Below are 19,430 nucleotides of genomic sequence, written 5' to 3' on the forward strand. Positions count from 1 at the left end.
AGGTCCTGCCGGGTCTGGCGGTCGGCCGATCGCAGGGCCGACGCGCCTCGGCGATGATCGACTGGACCTTGTTCGGCTCGGCCCTGTTGTCGTCGACGCTCTTTCCGGGCGGCTCGGAAGCCTTGCTGCTCTATCGCCTGCACGGCGGCGCGGACCCGCTCGCGAGCGTCGCAACTGCGACGGCGGGCAACGTGCTCGGCAGTGTCGTGACCTATGCGATGGGGCGTTTCGGGCGCGCCGCACTGGTCCGCCCCGCTGCCGCAGCCGAGCGGCGCATGGCGCGCGCCGAACGTTGGTTCGGGCGCTTCGGGCGCCCGGTGCTGCTGCTGGCCTGGCTGCCGGTCGTCGGCGACGCGCTCTGTCTTCTCGCCGGCGCGTTGCGCGTCGGCCTCGCGAGCTTTGTCGTGCTGGTGACGCTCGGCAAGCTCGCGCGCTACGCCGCGCTCGCCTGGACGGTGGTGTGATCAGGCGTGGCGCGCGCGCCAGCGCGTCAGCGCGGCGCCGGCGCTGGCCATGCTGACGTAGAAGGTCGGCGTGATGTAGAGCGTGAGGAACTGCGAGAACGCGAGCCCGCCGACGACGGCGATGCCGAGCGGGCGGCGCGCCTCGCCGCCCGCGCCGAAGCCGATCGCGATCGGCAGCGTGGCGAGGATCGCGGCGAAGGTCGTCATCATGATCGGCCGCAGGCGCACGAGGCTCGCCTCGACGATCGCGTCCTCGGCGCTCATGCCGGCGCGCTGCCGGGCCAGTGCGAAGTCGATCATCATGATGCCGTTCTTCTTGACCAGGCCGACGAGCAGGATGATGCCGACGAAGCTGAAGATGTTGAGTTCCTGCTCGGCGAGCAGCAGCACGAGCAGCGCGCCGAAGCCGGCGAGCGGCAAGGCGGTCAGGATCGTGAGCGGATGGCCGAGGTGTTCGTACAGCACCGCGAGCACCATGTAGATGACGACGACCGTGAACAGCAGCAGCAGCGGCAGTTGCACGGTCGATTCCTGGAATTTTTCCGCCGCCCCGGTGAACGCCAGCGCGACGTCGGCCGGGACAACTTCGGCGGCGGCCGTATGCGCCGCGGCCAGGGCGGCGTCGAGCGAGACGCCCGGTGCGAGGTCGAACGACAGCGTGACGGCGGGCTGCTGGCCGTAGTGATGCACCGCCACCGGCCCGACCCCGGCCTCGACGGTCGCGACGGCGTCGAGCCGGATCAGCGTGCCCGACGCGGTCTTCAGCGGCAACTCGCCGATGACGGCTGGATTCTGTTGCGCCTCGGGAAGCGCCTTGACGCTCACGACGTATTGGTCGCTGGCGCCGTAGATTTCGCTGATGCGGCGCCCGCCGAAGGCGTCGTAGAGCGCCTGCTGGACCTGTTGCGTGGTCACGCCGAGGCGCGCCGCCGCGACCGGGTCGAGGTTCACGCGCAGCTCGGGGTTGCGCAACTCGAGGTTGCTCGTGACCTCGTCGATCTGCGCGACGCTGGCGAGCCGTGTCTCGACCTCGCTGGCGGCGGCCTTGAGCGCCTCGAAGTCGCCCGAGGTCAGCGTCAGCTGGTAATCGCTGCTCGACGCGAGCGCGCCGACGTTGATCGACGCCGGATTCTGGAAGCTCACGTTGACGCCGGCGAGACCGCGCGTCTCTGCGCGCAGCTGGTCGATGACCTCGTCGGCGCCCGGCCGGTCCCCGCGCGGCGCGAGGCGGATCACGAGGCGGCCGACGTTGCCGCCGCTGACCCCGCCGCCGCCCTGCCCGGCCGACGACATCAGGCCCTCGACGGCCGGGTGCCGCTGCACGCGTGCCGCGAGTTGCTGCTGGCGGCGGGACAGCTCGTCGAAAGGGATGCCTTCCGGATACTGCACGCTCGCGAAAATCATTCCCGAGTCGACGCGCGGAATGAATCCCTGCTTCACCTGGCCGGCGAGCCACAGCATCGCGACGAGCAGGACGAGCGACAACAGAAGCATGGCGCCGCGATGGCGCATCGACGCGCGCAGACTGTCGCCGTAAAAGCGCTGGAAGCGCGTGAATCCGGCGTCGAACGCGCGCGAGAGCCGGTTCGTCGGCGATTCGCGAACGAGCGCGCGCGCGCACAGCATCGGCGTCAGCGTCAGCGCGACGACGCCCGAGAGCAGCACGGCGACGCCGATGCTGACGGCGAATTCCTGGAACAGCCGGCCGACCATGCCGCCCATGAACAGGATGGGCAGGAAGACCGCGGCGAGCGAAATCGTCATCGACAGCACCGTGAAGCCGATCTCCTGGGCGCCATCGAGCGCGGCCTGCATGCGCGGCTTGCCCATGTCGAGGTGGCGCGTGATGTTCTCGATCACGACGACGGCGTCGTCGACGACGAAACCGATGGCGAGCGTGATCGCCATCAGCGAGAGGTTGTTGAGGCTGTAGCCAAGCAGATGCATGAAGGCGAAGGTGCCGAGCAGCGAGCTCGGCAGCACCAGCGCGGCGATCAGCGTCGCGCGCAGGTTGTGCAGGAAGGCGAAGATGACGAGGATCACCAGCACGAGCGCGAGCAAGAGCGTGAAATTCACTTCGTGCAGCGAATCCTTGACGAAGCGCGAACGGTCGGAATGCACCTGCAGGCGCACGCCGTCGGGCAGCTCGGCCTCGATCTGCGGCAGCATCGCGCGGATGCGCTCGACGACCTCGACCGTGTTCGCGCCGGGCTGGCGCTGGATGGCGAGGACGATCGCGCGCGTGCCGTTGTACCAGGTGCGGCGCTTGTCGTCCTCGACGCTGTCCTCGGCGCGTCCGAGATCCTTCACCCTGAGCGCGGTGCCGTCGCGGTAGGCGACGATGATTTCGCCGAAGTCGCGCGCATCGGCGAGCGCGACTGGCGCTTTCACGGTATAGGCGCGCGACGCGCCGTCTAGCGTTCCGGCCGGCAGGTTGGCGTTGGCGGCCTGTACCTTCTCGATGACGTCGGCGAAGGTGAGGCCGCGCGCCTGCAGCTTCGCCGGGTCGAGGTAGATCCGCAATGCGTATTTCTGCGAGCCGAACACGAGCACCTGGGCAACCCCGGAGAGGCTCGACAGGCGCTGCGCGACGCGCGAATCGGCGAGCGCGTCGAGCTCGGTCAGCGGCAGGCGCTCGGACGAGAGCGCGAGATAGAGGATCGGTGAATCGGCCGGGTTGATCTTCCGCAGCTGTGGCGGGTCCATGCCCTGGGGCAGATTGCGCGCCGCCTGCGCCACGGCGGTCTGCACGTCCTGCGCCGCGGCGTCGATGTCGCGACCGAGCTCGAACTGCAGCGTGATGCTGGTCGATCCCTGACTCGACTGCGAACTCATCGACTCGATCCCGGCGACGGTCGCGAGCTGCCGTTCGAGCGGCGTCGCGACCGTGTTGGCCATCGTCTCGGGGTTCGCGCCGGGCAACGCGGCGCTCACGCGCAAGGTCGGGAAATCGACCTGCGGCAGGTCGTTAATCGGCAGCTGGGTGTAGGCGAGCGCGCCGAACAAGGCCATCGCCAGCGCCAGCATGAGCGTGGCGACCGGCCGCTCGATGAAGCGCCGCGACAGGTTCACCGCGGACGCGCCGTTCCGGTCCGGGCACCGGCGCCCGCCGCGGGCTCGAGCCTGACCGCGTCGCCGGCCTTGAGCCGCTGGGGGATTTCGGTGAGCACGGATTCGCCGGCACGCAGCTCGCCCTCGACCATGTGTTCGCCGTCGAGGCTGCGCACCGAGGTCACCGGCTGGACGACGGCCTTGCCCCCGCGCACGACGTAGACGTAGCTGCCCGCCTGCCCGTGCTGCAGCGCGGCCTCGGGAACGACCCGGGCACCGGGATCGCTGCCGAGAAGCAGGCGCACGCGCACGCTCTGGCCCGACAGCAGGCCGAGCGGCGGGTCGGCGAGCCTGACCTTGATCGGCACGGCGCCGGTCGGCGCGTCGATCTGCGTGTCGACGAAGACGAGCTCGCCACGGGCGCGCGCGCCCGGATGGGTGTCGAGGAAGACTTCGGCGGTGACGCGCCCCTGCTCCCGGGCGGCCGCGAGTTCGGGCCAGTCCTGCTGGGCGACGCTCGCCCGCACGTCGAGCGTCCCGGGCGCGATTAGCGTCGTCAACGGTTCGCCGCCCGCCTGCACGAGGCTGCCCGGCCGCACGGATATCCGTCCGACGCGGCCGGCGATCGGTGCGCGTATCGCGGCGTATGCGACGTCGAGCCGGGCGGCCTCGAGCTCGCCGCGGGCCGCGCCCGCGCGCGCCCGTGCCGCCTCGAGCGCGACGCGTGCGGTCTCGTATTCCTGGCGGCTGATGTAGCCGGAGGCCATCAGCGGGTCGAGGCGACGGAGCTGGCGTTCGGCCTCCTCGGCCTCGGCGAGCGCACCGGCGAGGGTGGCCTGGCTCTGCGCGATGCGCGCGCGCGCCGGGCGTGCGTCGAGCGTAAAGAGGATCTTGCCCGCGGCGACCGCGTCGCCCTCCTCGACGTGTTGCCGCAGCACGGTGCCGCCGACCTGAGCGACGATCGCGACCTGTTGCGCGGCTTCGAGCGTGCCGGGAAGATCGAGGACACGCGGGAAATCGCGCTCTTCGACCGGGACCGCGCGCACGGCGAGCGCGCGGTCGCCGCTGCCGCGGCGCTCGCCCGCGCCTTGCTGCTGGACGCGATAAACGACCGCAGCGAGCAGCGCCAGCACGACGATCGACACAAGAATGCGCAGTTTCATGGCGGCGTTCCCGGTGAGGCGCCCGGCAAACGTCCGAGCGCGTGATTGAGGGCCGAAAACGCGGCGAGCCAGTCGCTGTCGGACTGGGCGCGCACCTGGCGGGCGCGTGCGAGGTCGGCCTGTGCGGTCAGCCATTCAAGCAGGCTGCCCACCCCGGCGCGGTAGCGCGCCTCGGCTGCGCGTGCCGACTCGGCAGCGCTCTCGAACTGCACCGCGACGCCGGCGCGGCGCGACTGGGCGTGACGCACGTCGTGGTAGGCGCGCGTGATCGCGAGCGCGACCTGGCTGCGCTGCACCTCGGCCTCGGCCTGCAGACGCTCGGCCTCGCGCGCCGCCGCGCGCGCTTCGGCGGCGAGCCGGCCGCCGTCGAATAGGGGAAGCGCGACGCTGAGGCCGACGCTATACGTCGTCGATGGCACCCGTTCGTCCTCGAGAAAAAACGTACGGCCGCTGTTCGCCGCGAGCGACACGCTCGGCCAGCGCGCGGCGCGGGCGCGCTCGGCCACTGCCCGCGCGCTGGCCGCGGTCGCCTGCAGCGCATGCAGATCGGGGCGCTGCCGCTCGGCCTCGGCGAGCAGGTCGGCAAGCAGTGCGTCGACCTCCGGCAAGGCTGGCGGCGCGACGTCCCAGGCCAGCGTCAGCGGCTGGGTCTGCGCGATTCCCGCGGCCTGCTTCAGCGTCGCCATGGCGTTTGCCTGGTCGCGTTCCGCGGCCTCGCGCGCGAGTTGCGCCTCGACCAGCGCCGCCTCGGCGCGCAGCCGATCGGCGCGCGCCGCGAGTCCGGCCTGGAGTCTGACCTCGACGGCCTCGAGACTCGTGCGCAGGGCGGCTTCCTGCTGCGCCTGGGCGTCGACCAGGGCTGCCGCCGCCTGCACGCCGTAATACGCGGCCTCGACCGCGGCAATCACGTCCTGGAGCGCGCGGTTGGCCGATAGCAGACTCGCGATCAACCGGTAGCGCTGGGCGTCGACGCCTGCCGCGCGCGCCCCGAAGTCGAACAGCACGTAGCTCAGGCTCAGACTCGGCCCGTAACGATGCAGGGTGGCGACCGGCGCGCCCGAACTCGACAGGCCACGGCTGCGCGTGAAGTTGAATTGCCCCGTCACGCTGGGCCACAGTTCGGCTGTCGCTGCGTCGAGGCGAGCCGCCTCGGCCTGCGCCGCGAGCCACGCCGCGCGCGATTCGGCGCGCTCGCGCAAGGCGTGATCGGTCAAGGCCGCGAGGCTGTCGAAACGGACCGGCGCCGCGATGGCCGGCGCCGGCTCGGCCACGGCGTGCGGTGGCAGCCAGAAGCTACCCGGCCGCGCAGGCGGTTCGAGCGCGGCGGCGTGGACGATGCCGGCGCTCGCAGCCGTCCAGAGAATGAACAGGGAGGACTTCAAGGTGTTTGAATTCTAAACGACTTCACAGGCGCCCCACCGCCCCGGGTGCCCGCTCACGGCCGCCTCGGCAGGGCCGCAACGGGCATGGCCGCCTACAGCTCGGAAAAGAGATAGCCGGGCAGGGCAATGCCCAGCACGACGACCGCGAGGCTCGTCGCGACCCCGCCCGAGGTGCAATAGCGCTGGGGAATTTCGACCGGTTTCAGGGTCTTCAGGACACGGCGGAACTGCACGATCGAAAAGGCGATGCCGATTCAGAAAGAGGTGTCGCGCCCCGCAGCGCTCGGCGTCCGGCCTGGCTCGTGCAGGAACAGCCCGAACCGGTCGAGCACGAAGCCGAACACCATCAGCGTGAGGCCGGTGCGGTTTCCACGCCCCGAGCGTGCGCTCGGCGGCGAAAAATACGCGGGTCGTTCAGATCGGACGTCGTCAGACCGCCTCCACGCCGGCCGGCAAGCTGGCTTTGAGCGTTGCGGCGAGGCGCTCGAAGGTCTCGGGAAACGGCGCGCGACGGCGCCAGACAAGGCCGATCGTGCGCCCGGGCGGGGGCGATCGGAACGGCCGGATCTCGACCAGTTTTCTCGTCTGGCGCGGCGCGGCGTCGACGGCGAGCGCAGGCAACAGGGTCAGCCCCAGACCCATGCCGACCATCTGGCGCAGCGTCTCGAGACTGGTCGCGCGGACCTCCTCGCGCCCGCTGCTGCGCGCGCCGCAGACGTCGAGCGCCTGCTCGCGCAGGCAGTGGCCCTCGTCGAGCAGCAGCAGTTTCTCGGCCATGATGTCGGCCACGCTCAAGGCCTCGCGCGCGGCGAGCGCGTGGTCGGCCGGCAGGGCCGCGTAGAAGGGCTCGTGGAACAGCGGCTCGACGCGCAGCCCCTCGTCGGTGACTGGAAGCGCGAGCAGGCCGGCGTCGAGTTTCCCGTCGGCCAGATGTTCGAGGATCTGCGGCGTCATCTCCTCGCGCAGCAAGAGCCGCAGGCCCGGATGCTTTCTGTGCACGAGCGTCAGCGCGTGCGGCAGGTAGTAAGGGCCGAGCGTCGGGATGACGCCGAGATGGACGGTCCGCGTCATCGGGTCCTGCGCGTGCTTGGCGAGCGTGCGGATGCGCTCGGCCTCGTCGACGATCGTGCGCGCGGCCTGCAGGATCTCGCGGCCGATCGGCGTCGGCGTCACGCGTTTGAGACTGCGGTCGAATAGCGTCACGCCGAGGAAGTCCTCGAGTTTCTTGATCTGCGTCGACAGCGTCGACTGGGTGATGAAGCAGGCTTCGGCGGCCCGCCCGAAATGGCCGTGATCGGCGAGGGCGACGAGATAGCGCAGTTCCTGGAGCGTCATGCGGACGGTCGGTTAAGGCGATCGGCCTATTCTAGCCCTCCCCGCCGGTTCCCCCTGCGCGTGCCAGGGCGCGCTCGGCTAAATTGAAGCCATGAACACCCGGGCCCGCAGCGTGCAGCGTTTCCTGACCGACCCGGGTCGCACTGCCGCCGTGCGGCGCCTGGGGACGGCGCTCGCGCTCGCGCTGCTCGGCGGCCTGGTCTGGGTCGCCTGGGTTCACGGCCGCGGGGGGCTCGGTACGCCGATGGGCCTGGCCCTGGCCGGCTCAGGCGTCGCCGCGCTCGCCACCGCCGTGGGTGCGCTGCCCGCGCTCTTCATTCGCCGGATCTCGCCGCGCTGGGAAGACGTCATGCTGGGTTTTGGCGCCGGGGTCATGATCGCCGCCGCCTGCTTCTCGCTGATCGTGCCGGGAGTCGCGGCGGGTACCGAGACGACCGGGAGTCGCGCCGGCGGCGCTACGCTGGTCGCCGCGGGGCTCGTCCTCGGCGCCCTATTCCTGCTGCTCGCCGACCGGGTCGTGCCGCACGAACACCCGCAAGCAGGCCGCCACGGGCCAGAGTGGGTGCATCTGCGCCGGGTGTGGCTGATGGTCTTCGCCATCGCGCTGCATAATTTTCCGGAGGGAATGGCGATCGGGGTCGGCTTCTCGGGCGGAGACCCGGCGGTCGGCGTGCCCTTGACCGCGGCGATCGCGATCCAGGACATCCCCGAGGGACTGGTCGTCGCCGTGGCCTTGCGCACGGTCGCCTATCTGCCCTGGCGGGCGACGCTCGCGGCGGCGCTCACCGGGCTCGCCGAGCCGCTCGGCGCGATCGTCGGGGTCGCGCTGACGAGCGGGTTCGCGCCGCTTTATCCCTTGGGCCTGGGCTTTGCGGCCGGCGCGATGATCTGGGTCGTGTCGCACGAGATCGTGCCCGAGACCCATCGCAAGGGGCACGAGCAGGCCGCGACGCTCGGCCTCATCGGCGGTTTTGTGTTGATGATGATGCTGGACACAGCGCTTGGTTAGACGCGCGCACCGCCGCGCCCGGCGCGGACTCGGTGGCCTGCGCCTGCGAGGGCGTTCCGGCTTCCTGCTGATGTTGATGACCCAGGGCGAGCGCGTAGATCCGCTGCAGATCCGCTTCGCTGATGTCGACGAAGGTGTCGATCTGGCTCAACGCGTAGACGAGGTCGCTGTGCGGAATCATGCATTTCTCTTCGGTTGAGGGCGTCTGCACGGTTTCCGCCGTCTTTTGACGCCACCAGACCTCGGGGTACCGCCGCCAGGGGAACGGATAGTTGAAGGCCACAGCCATCAGGATCAGGATGATCGCGTTCAGCGCGACCGGGTCGAACGCATAGCCATATCCCAGCGCGTGCACGCTCTCGCCGCCGAGGACAGCGTACATCGCAGTCGCGCCGCCGGGCGGATGCAGGCAGCGCAGGCTGTACATGGCGGCGATCGACAGGGCGACCGCGAGCGAGGCCGCGAGCAGCGGATCGGCGCCGAGCCATTTGGCGCAGGCCACGCCGATCAAGGCCGAGACGACATGGCCGCCGAAAACCGACCACGGCTGCGATAGCGCGCCATGGGGGGCGGCGAACAGCAGCACCGCCGAAGCGCCCATCGACGCGATCGGCACCACACCCGTCTGTCCGTACAGCCAGATATGGCTCACCCACAAGAGGGTCAGCATGCCAAGCAGGCCGCCGGCCGCGGACACCCAGTGCTCGCGTTCCGAGACGGTATAGCCGATCTTCAGCCCGCGCCAGCCCCGCAGCAGTCCTGCCTTCTTCTTGCTGACCACCTCGGGCACCGTGTAGATATTCTTCATCGTGTCCTGGTCTCCGCTTTACACATCGAGCATCAGTTTCAAAGGCTTGCGCATCCCGGCGATGCGGCAGGCCTGCTGGCCGTATCCCAGCGGAAAGAGTTCATACAGCGCACGCTTGGCCGCCCGCTTGTCGCCGCGATCCGCGGCGAGATGCTGGATCACGCAGCGCGCCTCCGGCACGCTCTCGTTGCGGGCGTACCAGTCGCGGATAAAGTCGATCACCTGCCAGTGCGCGTCGCCGAGTACCAGACCGTCTCTTGCGGCCAGCAAGGGGGCATGCGCCCCCACCCACTGAGCCGGGTCGAGCAGATAGCCTTCGTTGTCGCATTCGGGGAGCAAGGCATCCAGGTCGGCACGACTATTCACGGCGGCTCCTTAGAAGGGGGGCAAGTTTAGAGATCTCTAATGTGCCCATCCAACGAAAAATTCCGGGTTCTGATATCGAAAGACGCGATAGCTCCCGGCGGCGACTACTTGATCTTTCTGGCTTTCGCCCCGGCAACTTTGCAGGACATCTTTCTGGGGCTTTCGCCCCTGCGACTTGCGGGACGCGCCCGCAGAGTCTTGCGCGCGGGACAGCGCGCTTCGGTAACCGTTCAGGCGGTGCCTCGAGGTCGGAAGCGACCGTGCTCGAGCGGCATCAAGAGCCGCTGCGGTGCGATGTAACGGTGGGCGCTGCGCTGGACTGGGCCCGGCCCTTGCGCTGCGCGCCGGGCAAAGCGACGACCGGTTGGTTTGTGTTTCGCGGTGGTCAGCAGTTTCCGGGTATCCACCTGAAAATGCCGGCCCGCGACTCGGGCTGCCCCTGAGGCGGGGCGCCGACCGTCAGGGTTACGCGACTCCGACGGAATGAGGCGTACGCTTCGGGTTCAGCCCGTGCTCCAGGCCCGGGGCCGGCGCATGCCGGCGATTTTGCAGGCCTGCTTGACGTAGCCGTAGGGAAACAACTCGAACAACTTTTTCTGCGCGTCCTTGCCGAGGCGCTCGGCGAGGTGTTTGATCACGAAGCGGGCGTCGGCCGCGACCTGATGCTCCTCATAGTACTCGCGCATGAAGTTGATCGCGTCCCAATGATCGTCGTTGAGTTCGATGTTCTCGTCGGCGGCGAGCAGGCGGGCGACGTCTTCGTTCCAGTCACCCGGCTCGATCAGATAACCCTCAGCATCGCGCTCGGGCATCACTGCGGCATCAGAAATCTGGTTCATGCTGTGTCCTTCGTCCTCGTTGCTGTTGCCTACAGCTTAAGGATCGGGCACCCATCTATCCAGCGATTATTTTTGGTTTTTGATATCGAAAAAAGCGATAATCCACCGATGGATACCGAACTCGCCCGGACATTTCTGACCGTCGCGGCAACCGGCAATTTCGTCGCCGCGGCGAGCCGCCTCCACGTCACGCAATCGACCGTCAGCGCGCGCATTCAGACGCTCGAGACGACGCTCGGCGCGCGCCTTTTCCAGCGCGGGCGGAACGGCGCGGAATTGACGGCGTCGGGCAAGCGCTTTCTGCGTCACGCGAAGCACCTCGTGCGCACGGTCGAACAGGCCTTGCACGACGTCGGCCTCCCGCAGGGCTTCCACGACGTGCTGACGCTGTCAGGGCGGATCGCGTTATGGGAAGGTTTCCTGCCGCACTGGGTCGCGTGGATGCGCGAAGCCGCACCCGACGTGTCGCTGCGGCTGGAGATCGGCTTCGAGGCCGATATCATGCAAGGCCTCATCGAAGGCACGACCGATATCGGCGTCATGTACACGCCGACCTCGCGCCCCGGACTCGTCGTCGAGCCGCTGTTCGACGAGAACCTCATGCTCGTCACGAGCGATCTCGCGCGCGGCTGGCCCGAGGAGGGCTATATCCACATCGACTGGGGCCCCGAATTCCACGCCCAGTTCAGCGACCACTTCCCCGACGCGCCGCCGCCGACCGTCGTTGCCAACATCGGCTGGCTCGGCGTGCAGCAATTGCTGACCTACGGCGGCAGCGGCTATTTCCCGCAGCGGCTGGTGCGCCAGCTCATCGAGGACGGTCGGCTATGGCGCGTGCCCGACAGTCCGCAGTTCAAGCTGACCGCGTGGATGGTATTCCCGCGTGAGGGCAGCGCCACGCTGAAGAGCGCGCTCGACGGGCTGCGCACGCTCGCACGCGACGAGCAGGCGCGCCTCTAAGTCCTCCCCCCGTTTCCCCCGCCGCGCGCGAACGACCGGCCGGCGCCACGCCACGCGGCGCCCGGGGGCGCGCTTTGCGCCGTAAACCCGCGTCACCGCCAGTATCTTGCTTGCCCCGAAAATTAGATTCACCTACTATGCGCGTCCATTTCATGCATACGGTATGCATGTTTTGTCCGAAACGCCTCAAGGAGAAACGATGCTATCTGCCGAAACCCTGGCAACGATCAAGTCCACCGCACCGCTCCTCGCCGAGCAGGGCCGTGCAATCACCGATCTGTTTTATTCCAAGCTCTTTTCCGAACACCCGGAACTGCAGCACATCTTCAACATGGCAAACCAGGCGCAGGGCGAGCAGTCGCGCGCGCTCGCAGAATCCGTCTTCATGTATGCGACGCACATCGACGCGCTGCAGAAACTCGGCCCGATGGTCAGCCGCATCGCCCACAAGCACGCGAGCCTGCAGGTCGCCCCCGAACACTATCCGATCGTCGGCAAATATCTGCTCGAGGCGATCCGCGACCACCTCGGGCTGGAAGACGGCCATCCGGTGCTTGGCGCCTGGTCCGAGGCCTACGCGCAACTCGCCGATATCTTCATCACGACCGAAGAGGGCATCTACGCGGCAAACGCCGACAAGCCCGGCGGCTGGCGCGGCTTCCGCGCCTTCGTGATCGACGAGATCCGCGACGAGGCGCAGGGCATCAAGTCGATCTATCTGGTTCCCGAGGACGGTCAGGCGATCGCCGACTTCGAGCCGGGGCAGTACCTCGGCGTCAAGGTTCAGGTGCCCGGCCACGCGTACGACGAGATCCGCCAGTATTCGCTGTCCGACGCACCGGGCAAGCGCACCTACCGCATCACGGTCAAGGCCGAGGGGGACGCGCCTGCGGGCAAGGTGTCCCACCATCTGCACGGCGCCGAGCCCGGCGACCGGGTCTGGGTACAGCCGCCGACCGGCGACTTCACGGTCGAGCGTGAAGACCGCCGGCTCGCGTTCATCGCCGGAGGCGTCGGCATCACACCGCTGCTCAGCATGCTGCACGCGCGTGCCGAGCGCGGCGCCGACCTCTCCGACGTCGTCTTCGTGCACTGCTGCCGCGACAAGGCGCACCATGCGATGGCGGACGAGTTGCGGCAGCTTGCCCGCGCGCACGGCTTCTCCTACCGCGTCGCCTACGAGCGCGGCGAGGGCGGTGATCATCAAGGCTATCTCGATCGCGACGTGCTCACGCGCTGGCTCGGCGAGCCCGACGCCGACGTCTACTTCTGCGGGCCTAGGCCCTTCATGGCCGCGCTCAATACCGCGCTCGGCGAGATGGGCTACCGCGAGGAACGACTGCACTACGAGGTGTTCGGCCCGAGCATCCGCCTGCAGCCGCATTGAGAAAAGGGAGCCTCGGGCTCCCTTTTTTTCTAGGCTTTCCGCGCCACGAGGTCGATCAAGGCAGACTGACCATGATGATGCGAGCCTTCGCTGATGAAGGATTCGTGTTCGCGCAGGTGCAGGATGTCCCAGTCGCCGAACCATTCGCGCAGCAGCGCCGCGGTGTACATGTTCTCGGCGTTCGGCGGGCCCCCGGTGCCGAACTCGCCCTGCTTAGGCGTGTAGCCCTGCAGGATCAGCACGCCGCCTGACTTGAGCGTGCGGCGGATGCCGTCGATGACGCGGTCCCGCGCGGGCGGCGGCGCGAACTGAATGAAGATCGCGACGACCAGGTCATACGCCGCTTCCGGCCAGTGCCAGTTCAGCGCATCGGCCTCTTCGGTCTCGAGCGCGACGCCGCGCGCGGCCGCAAGCTTGCGGGCCTTCTCCAGCGCGAACGGCGAGACGTCGATCGCATGCACCGCCGCGCCCTGCTCGGCGAGCCACACGCCGTTGCGTCCCTCGCCGTCGGCGATCGCCAGCGCCCGCATTCCCGGATGCACCAAGGCCTTCTGGCTCGCCAGAAACACGTTTGGCGCGGTGCCGAAGACGTATTCGTCGGTCGCGTAGCGCGCGTTCCAGAACTCGGTGCTCACTTCGCGTTGGCGGCAAGCAGTCGCTCGAGTTGCGCGGCGGGCACCATGCCGGGCACGCGCACGCCGTTGGCGAAGAACAGCGTTGGCGTGCCGTTTACTTTCAACCGGTTGCCGAGGGCGATCGTGGCGTCGACCGGGTTGGCGCACTTGCCGTCGTTGTCGGGCACGGTGCCGCGCGTGATGTAGGCGTCCCAGGCCTTGTTGCGGTCGGGCGCACACCAGATCTGCTTCGACGTCTGGACGGCCTTCGGGTGCAGCCCGGCGATCGGGTAGAGGAAAGTGTAGACGGTGATGTTGTCGACCTTGGTGAGTTCAGCCTCGAACTTGCGGCAATACGGGCAATCGACGTCAGAGAACAGCACCAGCTTGCGCGCGCCGTTGCCTTTCACGGTCTTCAGCGCGTTGTTGAGCGGAAACACGTCCCAACTCACGGCCTGCAACTGGTTGAGTCGCGCCTGCGTCAGGTTCGTGCGATTCTTCAGGTCGATCACGTCGCCCGCGAAGACGTATTTCGCCTTCGCGTCGACGTAGACGAGCTGGCCGTCGAGGTAGACCTCGAACAGGCCGCTGTAAGGCGTCGGCTTGACCGAACTGACCTTCGCACCCGGGAACTGCTGTGCCAGGGTCTTGCGGATCAGCTTCTCGTCGGCGTGGGCGGCTGCGGCGAACATCAGGCTTGCAGCCAGCGCCAGGGAAGTGAATTTCATGCGTCGCTCCAAAGAAATCGAAAAAAGATCAGGACATTGCTTCACGTATCAGCGCCGCCTTGAGTGGCGGCAGGTGGTCGACGAGGTCCATCCCGGCGTTGCGCAGCCACTGGGCGCGCGGTGCCGCGAAGAGATGGTGCAGCCCGTGCGTGACGCCCTGTATGCGCGCGACCGGTTCGGCCCGCGCGCGCGCGTAGCGGCGCAGCAGCGCGGGATCACCGGGGCTGGCACGGCGATGCTGCGCGAGCACGGCGACGAGCGCCTCGGCGTCACCGAAGCCGAGGTTCACACCTTGTCCGGCAAGCGGGTGTACGCCGTGGGCGGCATCGCCGACCAGCGCGACGCCGGGTGCGATCGGGGATTCGACGCGGATAAGTCGCAAGGGAAAAGCCGCGGGCGGCGTCAGCAGACGCAGGGCGCCGAGCCGGTCACCGCCCGCCGCGCGGACCTTTTCCGCCAGTTCGGACGCAGGCAGCGCCAGCAGCGCCGCGGCGGAGGCCATCTCCGTTGACCAGACGATCGACACGCGGTTCCCGGGCAGCGGTAGCCAGGCAAGGACGTCGCTGCCCGAAAACCACTGGAAGGCCGTGCCGTGATGGGGTCGTTCGCAATCGAAATTGGCAACGACCCCGCTTCGCTCATAGGGCGTGACCTCCGCGGCAAGGCCCGCCCAGTCACGGATGCGGGACGCCGCGCCGTCGGCGCCGACGACGAGATCGGCTTCGAGAACGGTGCCGTCGGCGAGCGTCACGCGGGTCGAATCTTCGCCGCGGTCGAGCGCGTCGATCGCAGCCGGGCAGTGCACGGCGACGCTACCGTCGGCCTCGATCGTGCGCCACAGCGCGTCCTGCAGGCGGCCGCTCTCGACGATCGAGGCGAGATGCGAGACGCCGGCTTCGTAAGCGTCGAGCCGCACCGCGCCGTGGCCGTCGCCCGCCACCTCCATGCGGTAAATCGGCTGAATGCGCGCCGCGTCCATTTTCTGCCAGGCGCCGAGCCGTTCGAGAAAGCGCTGGCTCGCCGGGCTGATGGCGTAGATCCGGGTGTCCCAGGTCGCATCGGGAACGTCGGGCGGACGCCGCTCGATCAAGGCCACGCGCAGGCCTTGTCGCGCGAGCGCGAGTGCCGTTGCGGCGCCGACGAGGCCAGCGCCGACGACCACTACCTGATGGCGGGCGCGGCTCACCCGCGCGCCCCGAACATCATGCGCCGCGCGACGAAGGCCTTCAGCGGCGGCAGCGCCTCGAGCGCCAGCAAGCCGAGCCCGCGGGCGTGACGCAGCACCGCGACGTCGTTCGAAAACATGCGCACCAGGAAGTCGGTGAAGCCGAGTCCGGCGACGACGTCGAAGCGGCGGCCGCGCGCGTAGGCGTGCAGCATCGCCTCGCCGCCGAGGGCGGTCGCCGGGGTGTCGGCACAGAGGCGCGCGAGCTCCCAGGCGTCGCGCAGGCCGATGTTGAAACCCTGGCCTGCGACCGGATGCAGCGTCTGGGCCGCGTTGCCGATGCGCACGACGCGCGCGCCGACTTCGCGCCCGGCGTAGACACAATGCAGCGGAAAGGTCTTGCGCGGCGTCGCGGCGAGGAACAAGCCCTGGCGCCCGCCGAAATGGCGCTGGAGCGCGGCAAGAAATTCCGCGTCGGACAATGCGGCGATACGCATGGCCTCGGCGCTCGCGGCGGTCCACACCAGCGCGTAGCCGTCGCGCTTGGGTAGCAAGGCCGCCGGGCCTTCCGGCGTGAAGCGCTCGAAGGCCTGCCCGCCGTGCGCGAGCTCGGTCCGCACTTCGCACACCACGGCCGTCTGCGCGTAATCGTGCGCGAAGCGCGGCGCGGGCGTCTGCGTGCCCCGTCCGCCGTCGGCGACCGCGACGAGTGGGGCCGACCAGGTGCGACCGTCCGCCGCCTGTACGCAGGCTGCCTCGATGCCCGGTTCGATGCGCTCGACCGGCACGCCGTACTCGACGGCGATGGGCGCTTCAGCCAGCGCCTGCTTCAGCACCTCGGTCAGGTGCGCGTAGGACAGTACGTAACCGAGGGCCGGGACGCCGAGCGCCTCGGCGGAGAGCCGGGTCACGCCGAGCGCGCCGCGCTGCGAGATGTGGATGCGCGTGATCGGCGTGACGTCCTGCACGCGGGCCCAGACCCCGAGCCGCTCGAGAATCAGACGCGCGCCGTGCGCGAGCGCCAGGGTCCGCGTATCGGCGCGGGCGTCCTCGGCGCGCGCTTCGAGCACGCGCGCGGCGACGCCGTGCTGTTGCAAGGCCAGCGCACTGACGGCTCCCACGGGTCCGGCGCCGACGACGATGACCTCGTTCACGGACGCATCCACGCCTCGATCTCGGCGACGGTCTTCGGTGCATGGGTCAGCACCTCGCACGCGGATTCGGTCACGGCGACGTCGTCCTCGATGCGAATGCCGATGTTCCAGAACGCCTGCGGCACATCGTCCGCCGGACGGATGTAGAGGCCGGGCTCGACCGTGAGCGTCATGCCCGGCTGGAGCGAGCGCCATTCGCCATGCAGCTTGTATTCGCCGGCGTCGTGGACGTCCATGCCGAGCCAGTGCCCGGTGCGGTGCATGTAAAAACGACTATAGGCCTGCGACTCGATCAGGCCGTCGACCGCGCCCGCGAGCAGGCCGAGGTCGACGAGACCCTGGGTCAGTACGCGCACCGCCGTCTCGTGCGGCGTGTTCCAGTGGTTGCCCGGGCGCACGGCGTCGATCGCAGCGCGCTGGGCAGCCAGCACGAGTTCATAGACGTCTTTTTGCGCCGCCGTGTAGCGCCCGCTGACCGGAAAGGTCCGCGTGATGTCGGCGGCATAGCTGCCGAATTCGGCCGCCGCGTCGATCAGCAGCAAGTCGCCTTCGCGCAGCGGTTGGTTGTTGAAGACGTAGTGCAGCACGCAGGCGTTGGCACCGCTCGCGACGATCGAGGTGTAGGCCGGCGACTCGGCCCCGCCGCTCCTGAACGCGCACAGAAGCTCGGCTTCGATCTCGTATTCGTGGCGGCCGGGACGCGTCGCGCGCATCGCCGCGCGGTGTGCGCCGTCGGAGATTTCCGCGGCACGCCGCATCAGCGCGAGTTCGTGGGCGTCCTTGACGAGCCGGAACTCGTCGAGCCAGACCCGCGCGTCGACCAGGCGGTCGGGCGCGCGCACGCCGCTGCGCGCCTTGCTGCGCACGACGTTGAGCCAGCCCATGACCTGCGTGTCCCATGCCATGTCGCGACCGATGATGTAGGCGAGCAGCGGCTGGTTTTCGAGCAGCCGCGGCACTTCGGTCTGCAGCGTGTCGTAAGCGTAGGCCTCGTCAAACGCGAATGTCTCGCGCGCGGCCTGCGGTCCGTAGCGGAAGCCGTCCCAGATCTCCCTTTCCTCGTTGCGCTCGCGGCAGAAGAGGACGTGGCGCGGGTGCTTGCCGCCGATCAGCACGACGACCGCTTCGGGCTCGTTGAAGCCGGTCAGCCAGTAGAAGTAGCTGTCGTGCCGGTAGGGGTAGTGCGTGTCGCGGTTGCGCGGGACCTCGGGCGCGGTCGCGATGACCATCACGCCCTCGCCCATCTGTTCGAGCACGCGTTCGCGACGCGCGCGATGAATCGCGGAATCAGGCTGCATGTCGTCTCAGTTCCTCGTCGAGCGCGGCAAGACGCGCCGGCGTGCCGACGTCGGTCCAGCGCCCGCTGTAATGTTCGCCGCTGACCCGGGCCGCGTCCATCGCCTGCCGCAGCAGCGGCGCGAGCGGCGCCTTCTCGCCCGCGCGTAGGTCGGCGAAAAGCGCGCGCCGGTAGACGCCGATGCCGGAAAAGGTCAGGCGAGATGACTCGGCGGCCTGCTCGCCGCTTTTCACCCGGCCGTCTTCGAGCACGAAATCGCCGTTGGGGTGCTGCGGCGGGTTGTCGACCATGACGAGATGGGCCTGGTCGCCGCCTGCGGCGAGCCAGGTGAGCGGCTCGGCCAGGCGCCCGAAGTCGTAGTCGGTATAGATGTCGCCGTTGACGACGGCAAAGGCCTCGCCACGGATCAAGGGCAACGCGGTCGCGATGCCGCCCGCCGTTTCGAGCGCGCTCGCTTCGCGCGAATAATCGATTGCAACGCCCAAGGCCGCGCCATCGCCGAGCGCCGCCTCAATCTGTTCGCCGAGATGCGCGTGGTTGATGACGACGTGGCGGAAGCCGGCGGCGCGCAGCCGTTCGATGTGCCAGACGATCAGCGGTTTTCCGCCCACGTGCAGAAGCGGCTTGGGCGTGTGGTCGGTCAGGGGACGCATGCGTTCGCCGCGACCCGCCGCAAGGATCATCGCCGAGGGCGCAACGCTCAAAACGTGTACCCCGCCTGCGGCTGCCTGTCCTGCAGCGCGTCGAGCAGCAGCAGCAAGGGCTTGAGTTCGTCGTAGCGCCCGCACACGCTGCGCAGGTAATGCATGACGAGCGGCATGTCCTTGAGATAGCCGTCCTTGCCGTCGCGGTGGTAGAGGCGCGCGAAGATGCCGAGCACCTTGAGGTGGCGCTGCGCGCCCATCCATTCGAAATCGCGCCAGAAGTCGCCGAAATCCGCGGCGACCGGCAGACGCGCGGCGCGCGCCTTCTCCCAGTAGCGGATTACCCAGTCGAGCTGCCGCTCCTCGTCCCACTGGATGTAGGCGTCGCGGTAGATCGACGCGAGGTCGTAGGTGATGGGGCCAAAGACCGCGTCCTGGAAATCGAGAATGCCCGGATTCGGATCGCTGACCATCAGGTTGCGCGAATGCCAGTCGCGGTGCACGTAGACCTGCGGCTGCGCCAGGTTGTTGGTGAGCAGGCGTTCGAACACGGTGTCGAGCGTGGCGCGCTGCGCGGCGTTGAGCTCGACACCGAGATGTTTCGCCACGTACCACTCGGGAAACAGCATAAGTTCGCGGGTCAGCAGCGCGCGATCGTAGTCGGGCAGGACGCCCGGCCGGCTCGCCAACTGGATACGGATCAGCGCGTCGTTCGCCGCCAGATACAGCTCGCGCGCCGTGCTCTCATTCAGGGCCGACAGATAGGTGGTATGACCGAGATCGGTCAGCAGCAGAAAGCCCTGATCCAGATCCTGCGCCAGCACCTCGGGGACGTGGACGCCGGCGTCGCCGAACAGCCGGGCGACCGCGATGAACGGCCCGCAATCCTCGTGCGCCGGCGGCGCATCCATCACGATATAATCGCGGCCTTTGGCAGTGACGCGAAAATAGCGGCGAAAGCTTGCGTCGGCCGACGCCGGGGCGATGTCGACGGTTTCCTGGCCCAGCTGACGCGCGGCCCAGGCCTCCAATGCTTGCAAACGTTCCACTGCCGGTCGGCTCCG

The 19,430-nt window shown here is 68.7% G+C and carries 19 protein-coding genes; 4 read left to right on the forward strand and 15 right to left on the reverse strand.

Annotated elements, in window-relative coordinates; translation table 11 throughout:
• Nucleotides 1-53 precede the first annotated feature (53 nt).
• Nucleotides 54-464 carry a YqaA family protein gene (locus tag TBD_RS11635; RefSeq protein WP_011312830.1) on the forward strand — a complete coding sequence of 137 codons (411 nt, stop codon included), beginning with the start codon at nt 54-56 and terminating at the stop codon, nt 462-464.
• Here TBD_RS11635 and TBD_RS11640 read toward each other — a convergent pair whose 3' ends face one another.
• The 5 genes from TBD_RS11640 to TBD_RS11660 form a co-directional block, all read right to left on the reverse strand.
• Complete coding sequence (locus tag TBD_RS11640) at nt 465-3,536, reverse strand: efflux RND transporter permease subunit (protein ID WP_011312831.1); 3,072 nt, start codon at nt 3,534-3,536, stop codon at nt 465-467.
• Nucleotides 3,533-4,678 (reverse strand): efflux RND transporter periplasmic adaptor subunit, encoded by a 1,146-nt coding sequence (locus TBD_RS11645; protein ID WP_011312832.1) that lies wholly within the window; start codon nt 4,676-4,678, stop codon nt 3,533-3,535. The genes TBD_RS11640 and TBD_RS11645 overlap by 4 nt, the downstream gene beginning before the upstream one ends.
• Nucleotides 4,675-6,060: a TolC family protein gene (locus TBD_RS11650; protein WP_011312833.1), complete on the reverse strand. Its 1,386-nt coding sequence runs from the start codon at nt 6,058-6,060 to the stop codon at nt 4,675-4,677. The genes TBD_RS11645 and TBD_RS11650 overlap by 4 nt, the downstream gene beginning before the upstream one ends.
• A 92-nt stretch (nt 6,061-6,152) precedes the next feature.
• Nucleotides 6,153-6,293 carry a hypothetical protein gene (locus tag TBD_RS15160; RefSeq protein WP_011312834.1) on the reverse strand — a complete coding sequence of 47 codons (141 nt, stop codon included), beginning with the start codon at nt 6,291-6,293 and terminating at the stop codon, nt 6,153-6,155.
• Nucleotides 6,294-6,489: 196 nt separating this feature from the next.
• The gene (locus tag TBD_RS11660; protein ID WP_011312835.1) at nt 6,490-7,395 is read right to left on the reverse strand and encodes a LysR substrate-binding domain-containing protein; all 906 of its coding nucleotides are present in this window, start codon (nt 7,393-7,395) and stop codon (nt 6,490-6,492) included.
• Between the two features lie 91 nt (nt 7,396-7,486).
• Between TBD_RS11660 and TBD_RS11665 the strand changes: the two genes are divergently transcribed.
• The gene (locus tag TBD_RS11665; protein WP_011312836.1) at nt 7,487-8,404 is read left to right on the forward strand and encodes a ZIP family metal transporter; all 918 of its coding nucleotides are present in this window, start codon (nt 7,487-7,489) and stop codon (nt 8,402-8,404) included.
• Here TBD_RS11665 and TBD_RS11670 read toward each other — a convergent pair.
• The 3 genes from TBD_RS11670 to TBD_RS11680 all read right to left on the reverse strand — a co-directional run bounded on the left by TBD_RS11670 (nt 8,355) and on the right by TBD_RS11680 (nt 10,417).
• The gene (locus TBD_RS11670; protein ID WP_011312837.1) at nt 8,355-9,212 is read right to left on the reverse strand and encodes an HPP family protein; all 858 of its coding nucleotides are present in this window, start codon (nt 9,210-9,212) and stop codon (nt 8,355-8,357) included. The two genes, TBD_RS11665 and TBD_RS11670, sit on opposite strands and share 50 nt — an antisense overlap.
• A gap of 18 nt (nt 9,213-9,230) precedes the next feature.
• Entirely contained in the window at nt 9,231-9,578 is a 348-nt protein-coding gene (locus TBD_RS11675) for a TusE/DsrC/DsvC family sulfur relay protein (RefSeq protein ID WP_011312838.1), read from the reverse strand.
• A 503-nt stretch (nt 9,579-10,081) separates the two neighbouring features.
• The gene (locus TBD_RS11680) at nt 10,082-10,417 is read right to left on the reverse strand and encodes a TusE/DsrC/DsvC family sulfur relay protein (RefSeq protein ID WP_011312839.1); all 336 of its coding nucleotides are present in this window, start codon (nt 10,415-10,417) and stop codon (nt 10,082-10,084) included.
• A gap of 108 nt (nt 10,418-10,525) precedes the next feature.
• Here TBD_RS11680 and TBD_RS11685 point away from each other — a divergent pair, with 108 nt between their 5' ends.
• Together TBD_RS11685 and hmpA are read left to right on the forward strand one after the other, a co-directional pair.
• Nucleotides 10,526-11,377 (forward strand): LysR family transcriptional regulator, encoded by an 852-nt coding sequence (locus TBD_RS11685; RefSeq protein WP_011312840.1) that lies wholly within the window; start codon nt 10,526-10,528, stop codon nt 11,375-11,377.
• A gap of 199 nt (nt 11,378-11,576) precedes the next feature.
• Entirely contained in the window at nt 11,577-12,764 is a 1,188-nt protein-coding gene (gene hmpA / locus TBD_RS11690; protein WP_011312841.1) for an NO-inducible flavohemoprotein, read from the forward strand.
• A 29-nt stretch (nt 12,765-12,793) separates the two neighbouring features.
• Here hmpA and TBD_RS11695 read toward each other — a convergent pair whose 3' ends face one another.
• The 7 genes from TBD_RS11695 to TBD_RS11725 are packed head-to-tail and all read right to left on the reverse strand — an operon-like array spanning nt 12,794 to nt 19,415.
• Nucleotides 12,794-13,399, reverse strand: a complete 606-nt coding sequence (locus tag TBD_RS11695; RefSeq protein WP_011312842.1) for a class I SAM-dependent methyltransferase — start codon at nt 13,397-13,399, stop codon at nt 12,794-12,796.
• The gene (locus TBD_RS11700) at nt 13,396-14,106 is read right to left on the reverse strand and encodes a DsbC family protein (RefSeq protein WP_011312843.1); all 711 of its coding nucleotides are present in this window, start codon (nt 14,104-14,106) and stop codon (nt 13,396-13,398) included. Before TBD_RS11700 ends, TBD_RS11695 begins: the two co-directional genes overlap by 4 nt.
• A gap of 28 nt (nt 14,107-14,134) precedes the next feature.
• Nucleotides 14,135-15,292: a UbiH/UbiF family hydroxylase gene (locus TBD_RS11705; RefSeq protein WP_011312844.1), complete on the reverse strand. Its 1,158-nt coding sequence runs from the start codon at nt 15,290-15,292 to the stop codon at nt 14,135-14,137.
• Complete coding sequence (locus tag TBD_RS11710) at nt 15,289-16,425, reverse strand: FAD-dependent monooxygenase (protein ID WP_011312845.1); 1,137 nt, start codon at nt 16,423-16,425, stop codon at nt 15,289-15,291. Before TBD_RS11710 ends, TBD_RS11705 begins: the two co-directional genes overlap by 4 nt.
• A complete protein-coding gene (locus tag TBD_RS11715; RefSeq protein ID WP_011312846.1) occupies nt 16,422-17,723 on the reverse strand; it encodes an aminopeptidase P N-terminal domain-containing protein in 1,302 nt (433 codons plus the stop codon). Before TBD_RS11715 ends, TBD_RS11710 begins: the two co-directional genes overlap by 4 nt.
• Complete coding sequence (gene murU / locus TBD_RS11720) at nt 17,713-18,405, reverse strand: N-acetylmuramate alpha-1-phosphate uridylyltransferase MurU (RefSeq protein WP_041432747.1); 693 nt, start codon at nt 18,403-18,405, stop codon at nt 17,713-17,715. Before murU ends, TBD_RS11715 begins: the two co-directional genes overlap by 11 nt.
• A gap of 17 nt (nt 18,406-18,422) precedes the next feature.
• Entirely contained in the window at nt 18,423-19,415 is a 993-nt protein-coding gene (locus TBD_RS11725; protein WP_011312848.1) for an aminoglycoside phosphotransferase family protein, read from the reverse strand.
• Nucleotides 19,416-19,430: the final 15 nt, after the last annotated feature.

It is taken from the genome of Thiobacillus denitrificans ATCC 25259, assembly GCF_000012745.1.
GTDB lineage: Bacteria > Pseudomonadota > Gammaproteobacteria > Burkholderiales > Thiobacillaceae > Thiobacillus > Thiobacillus denitrificans_B.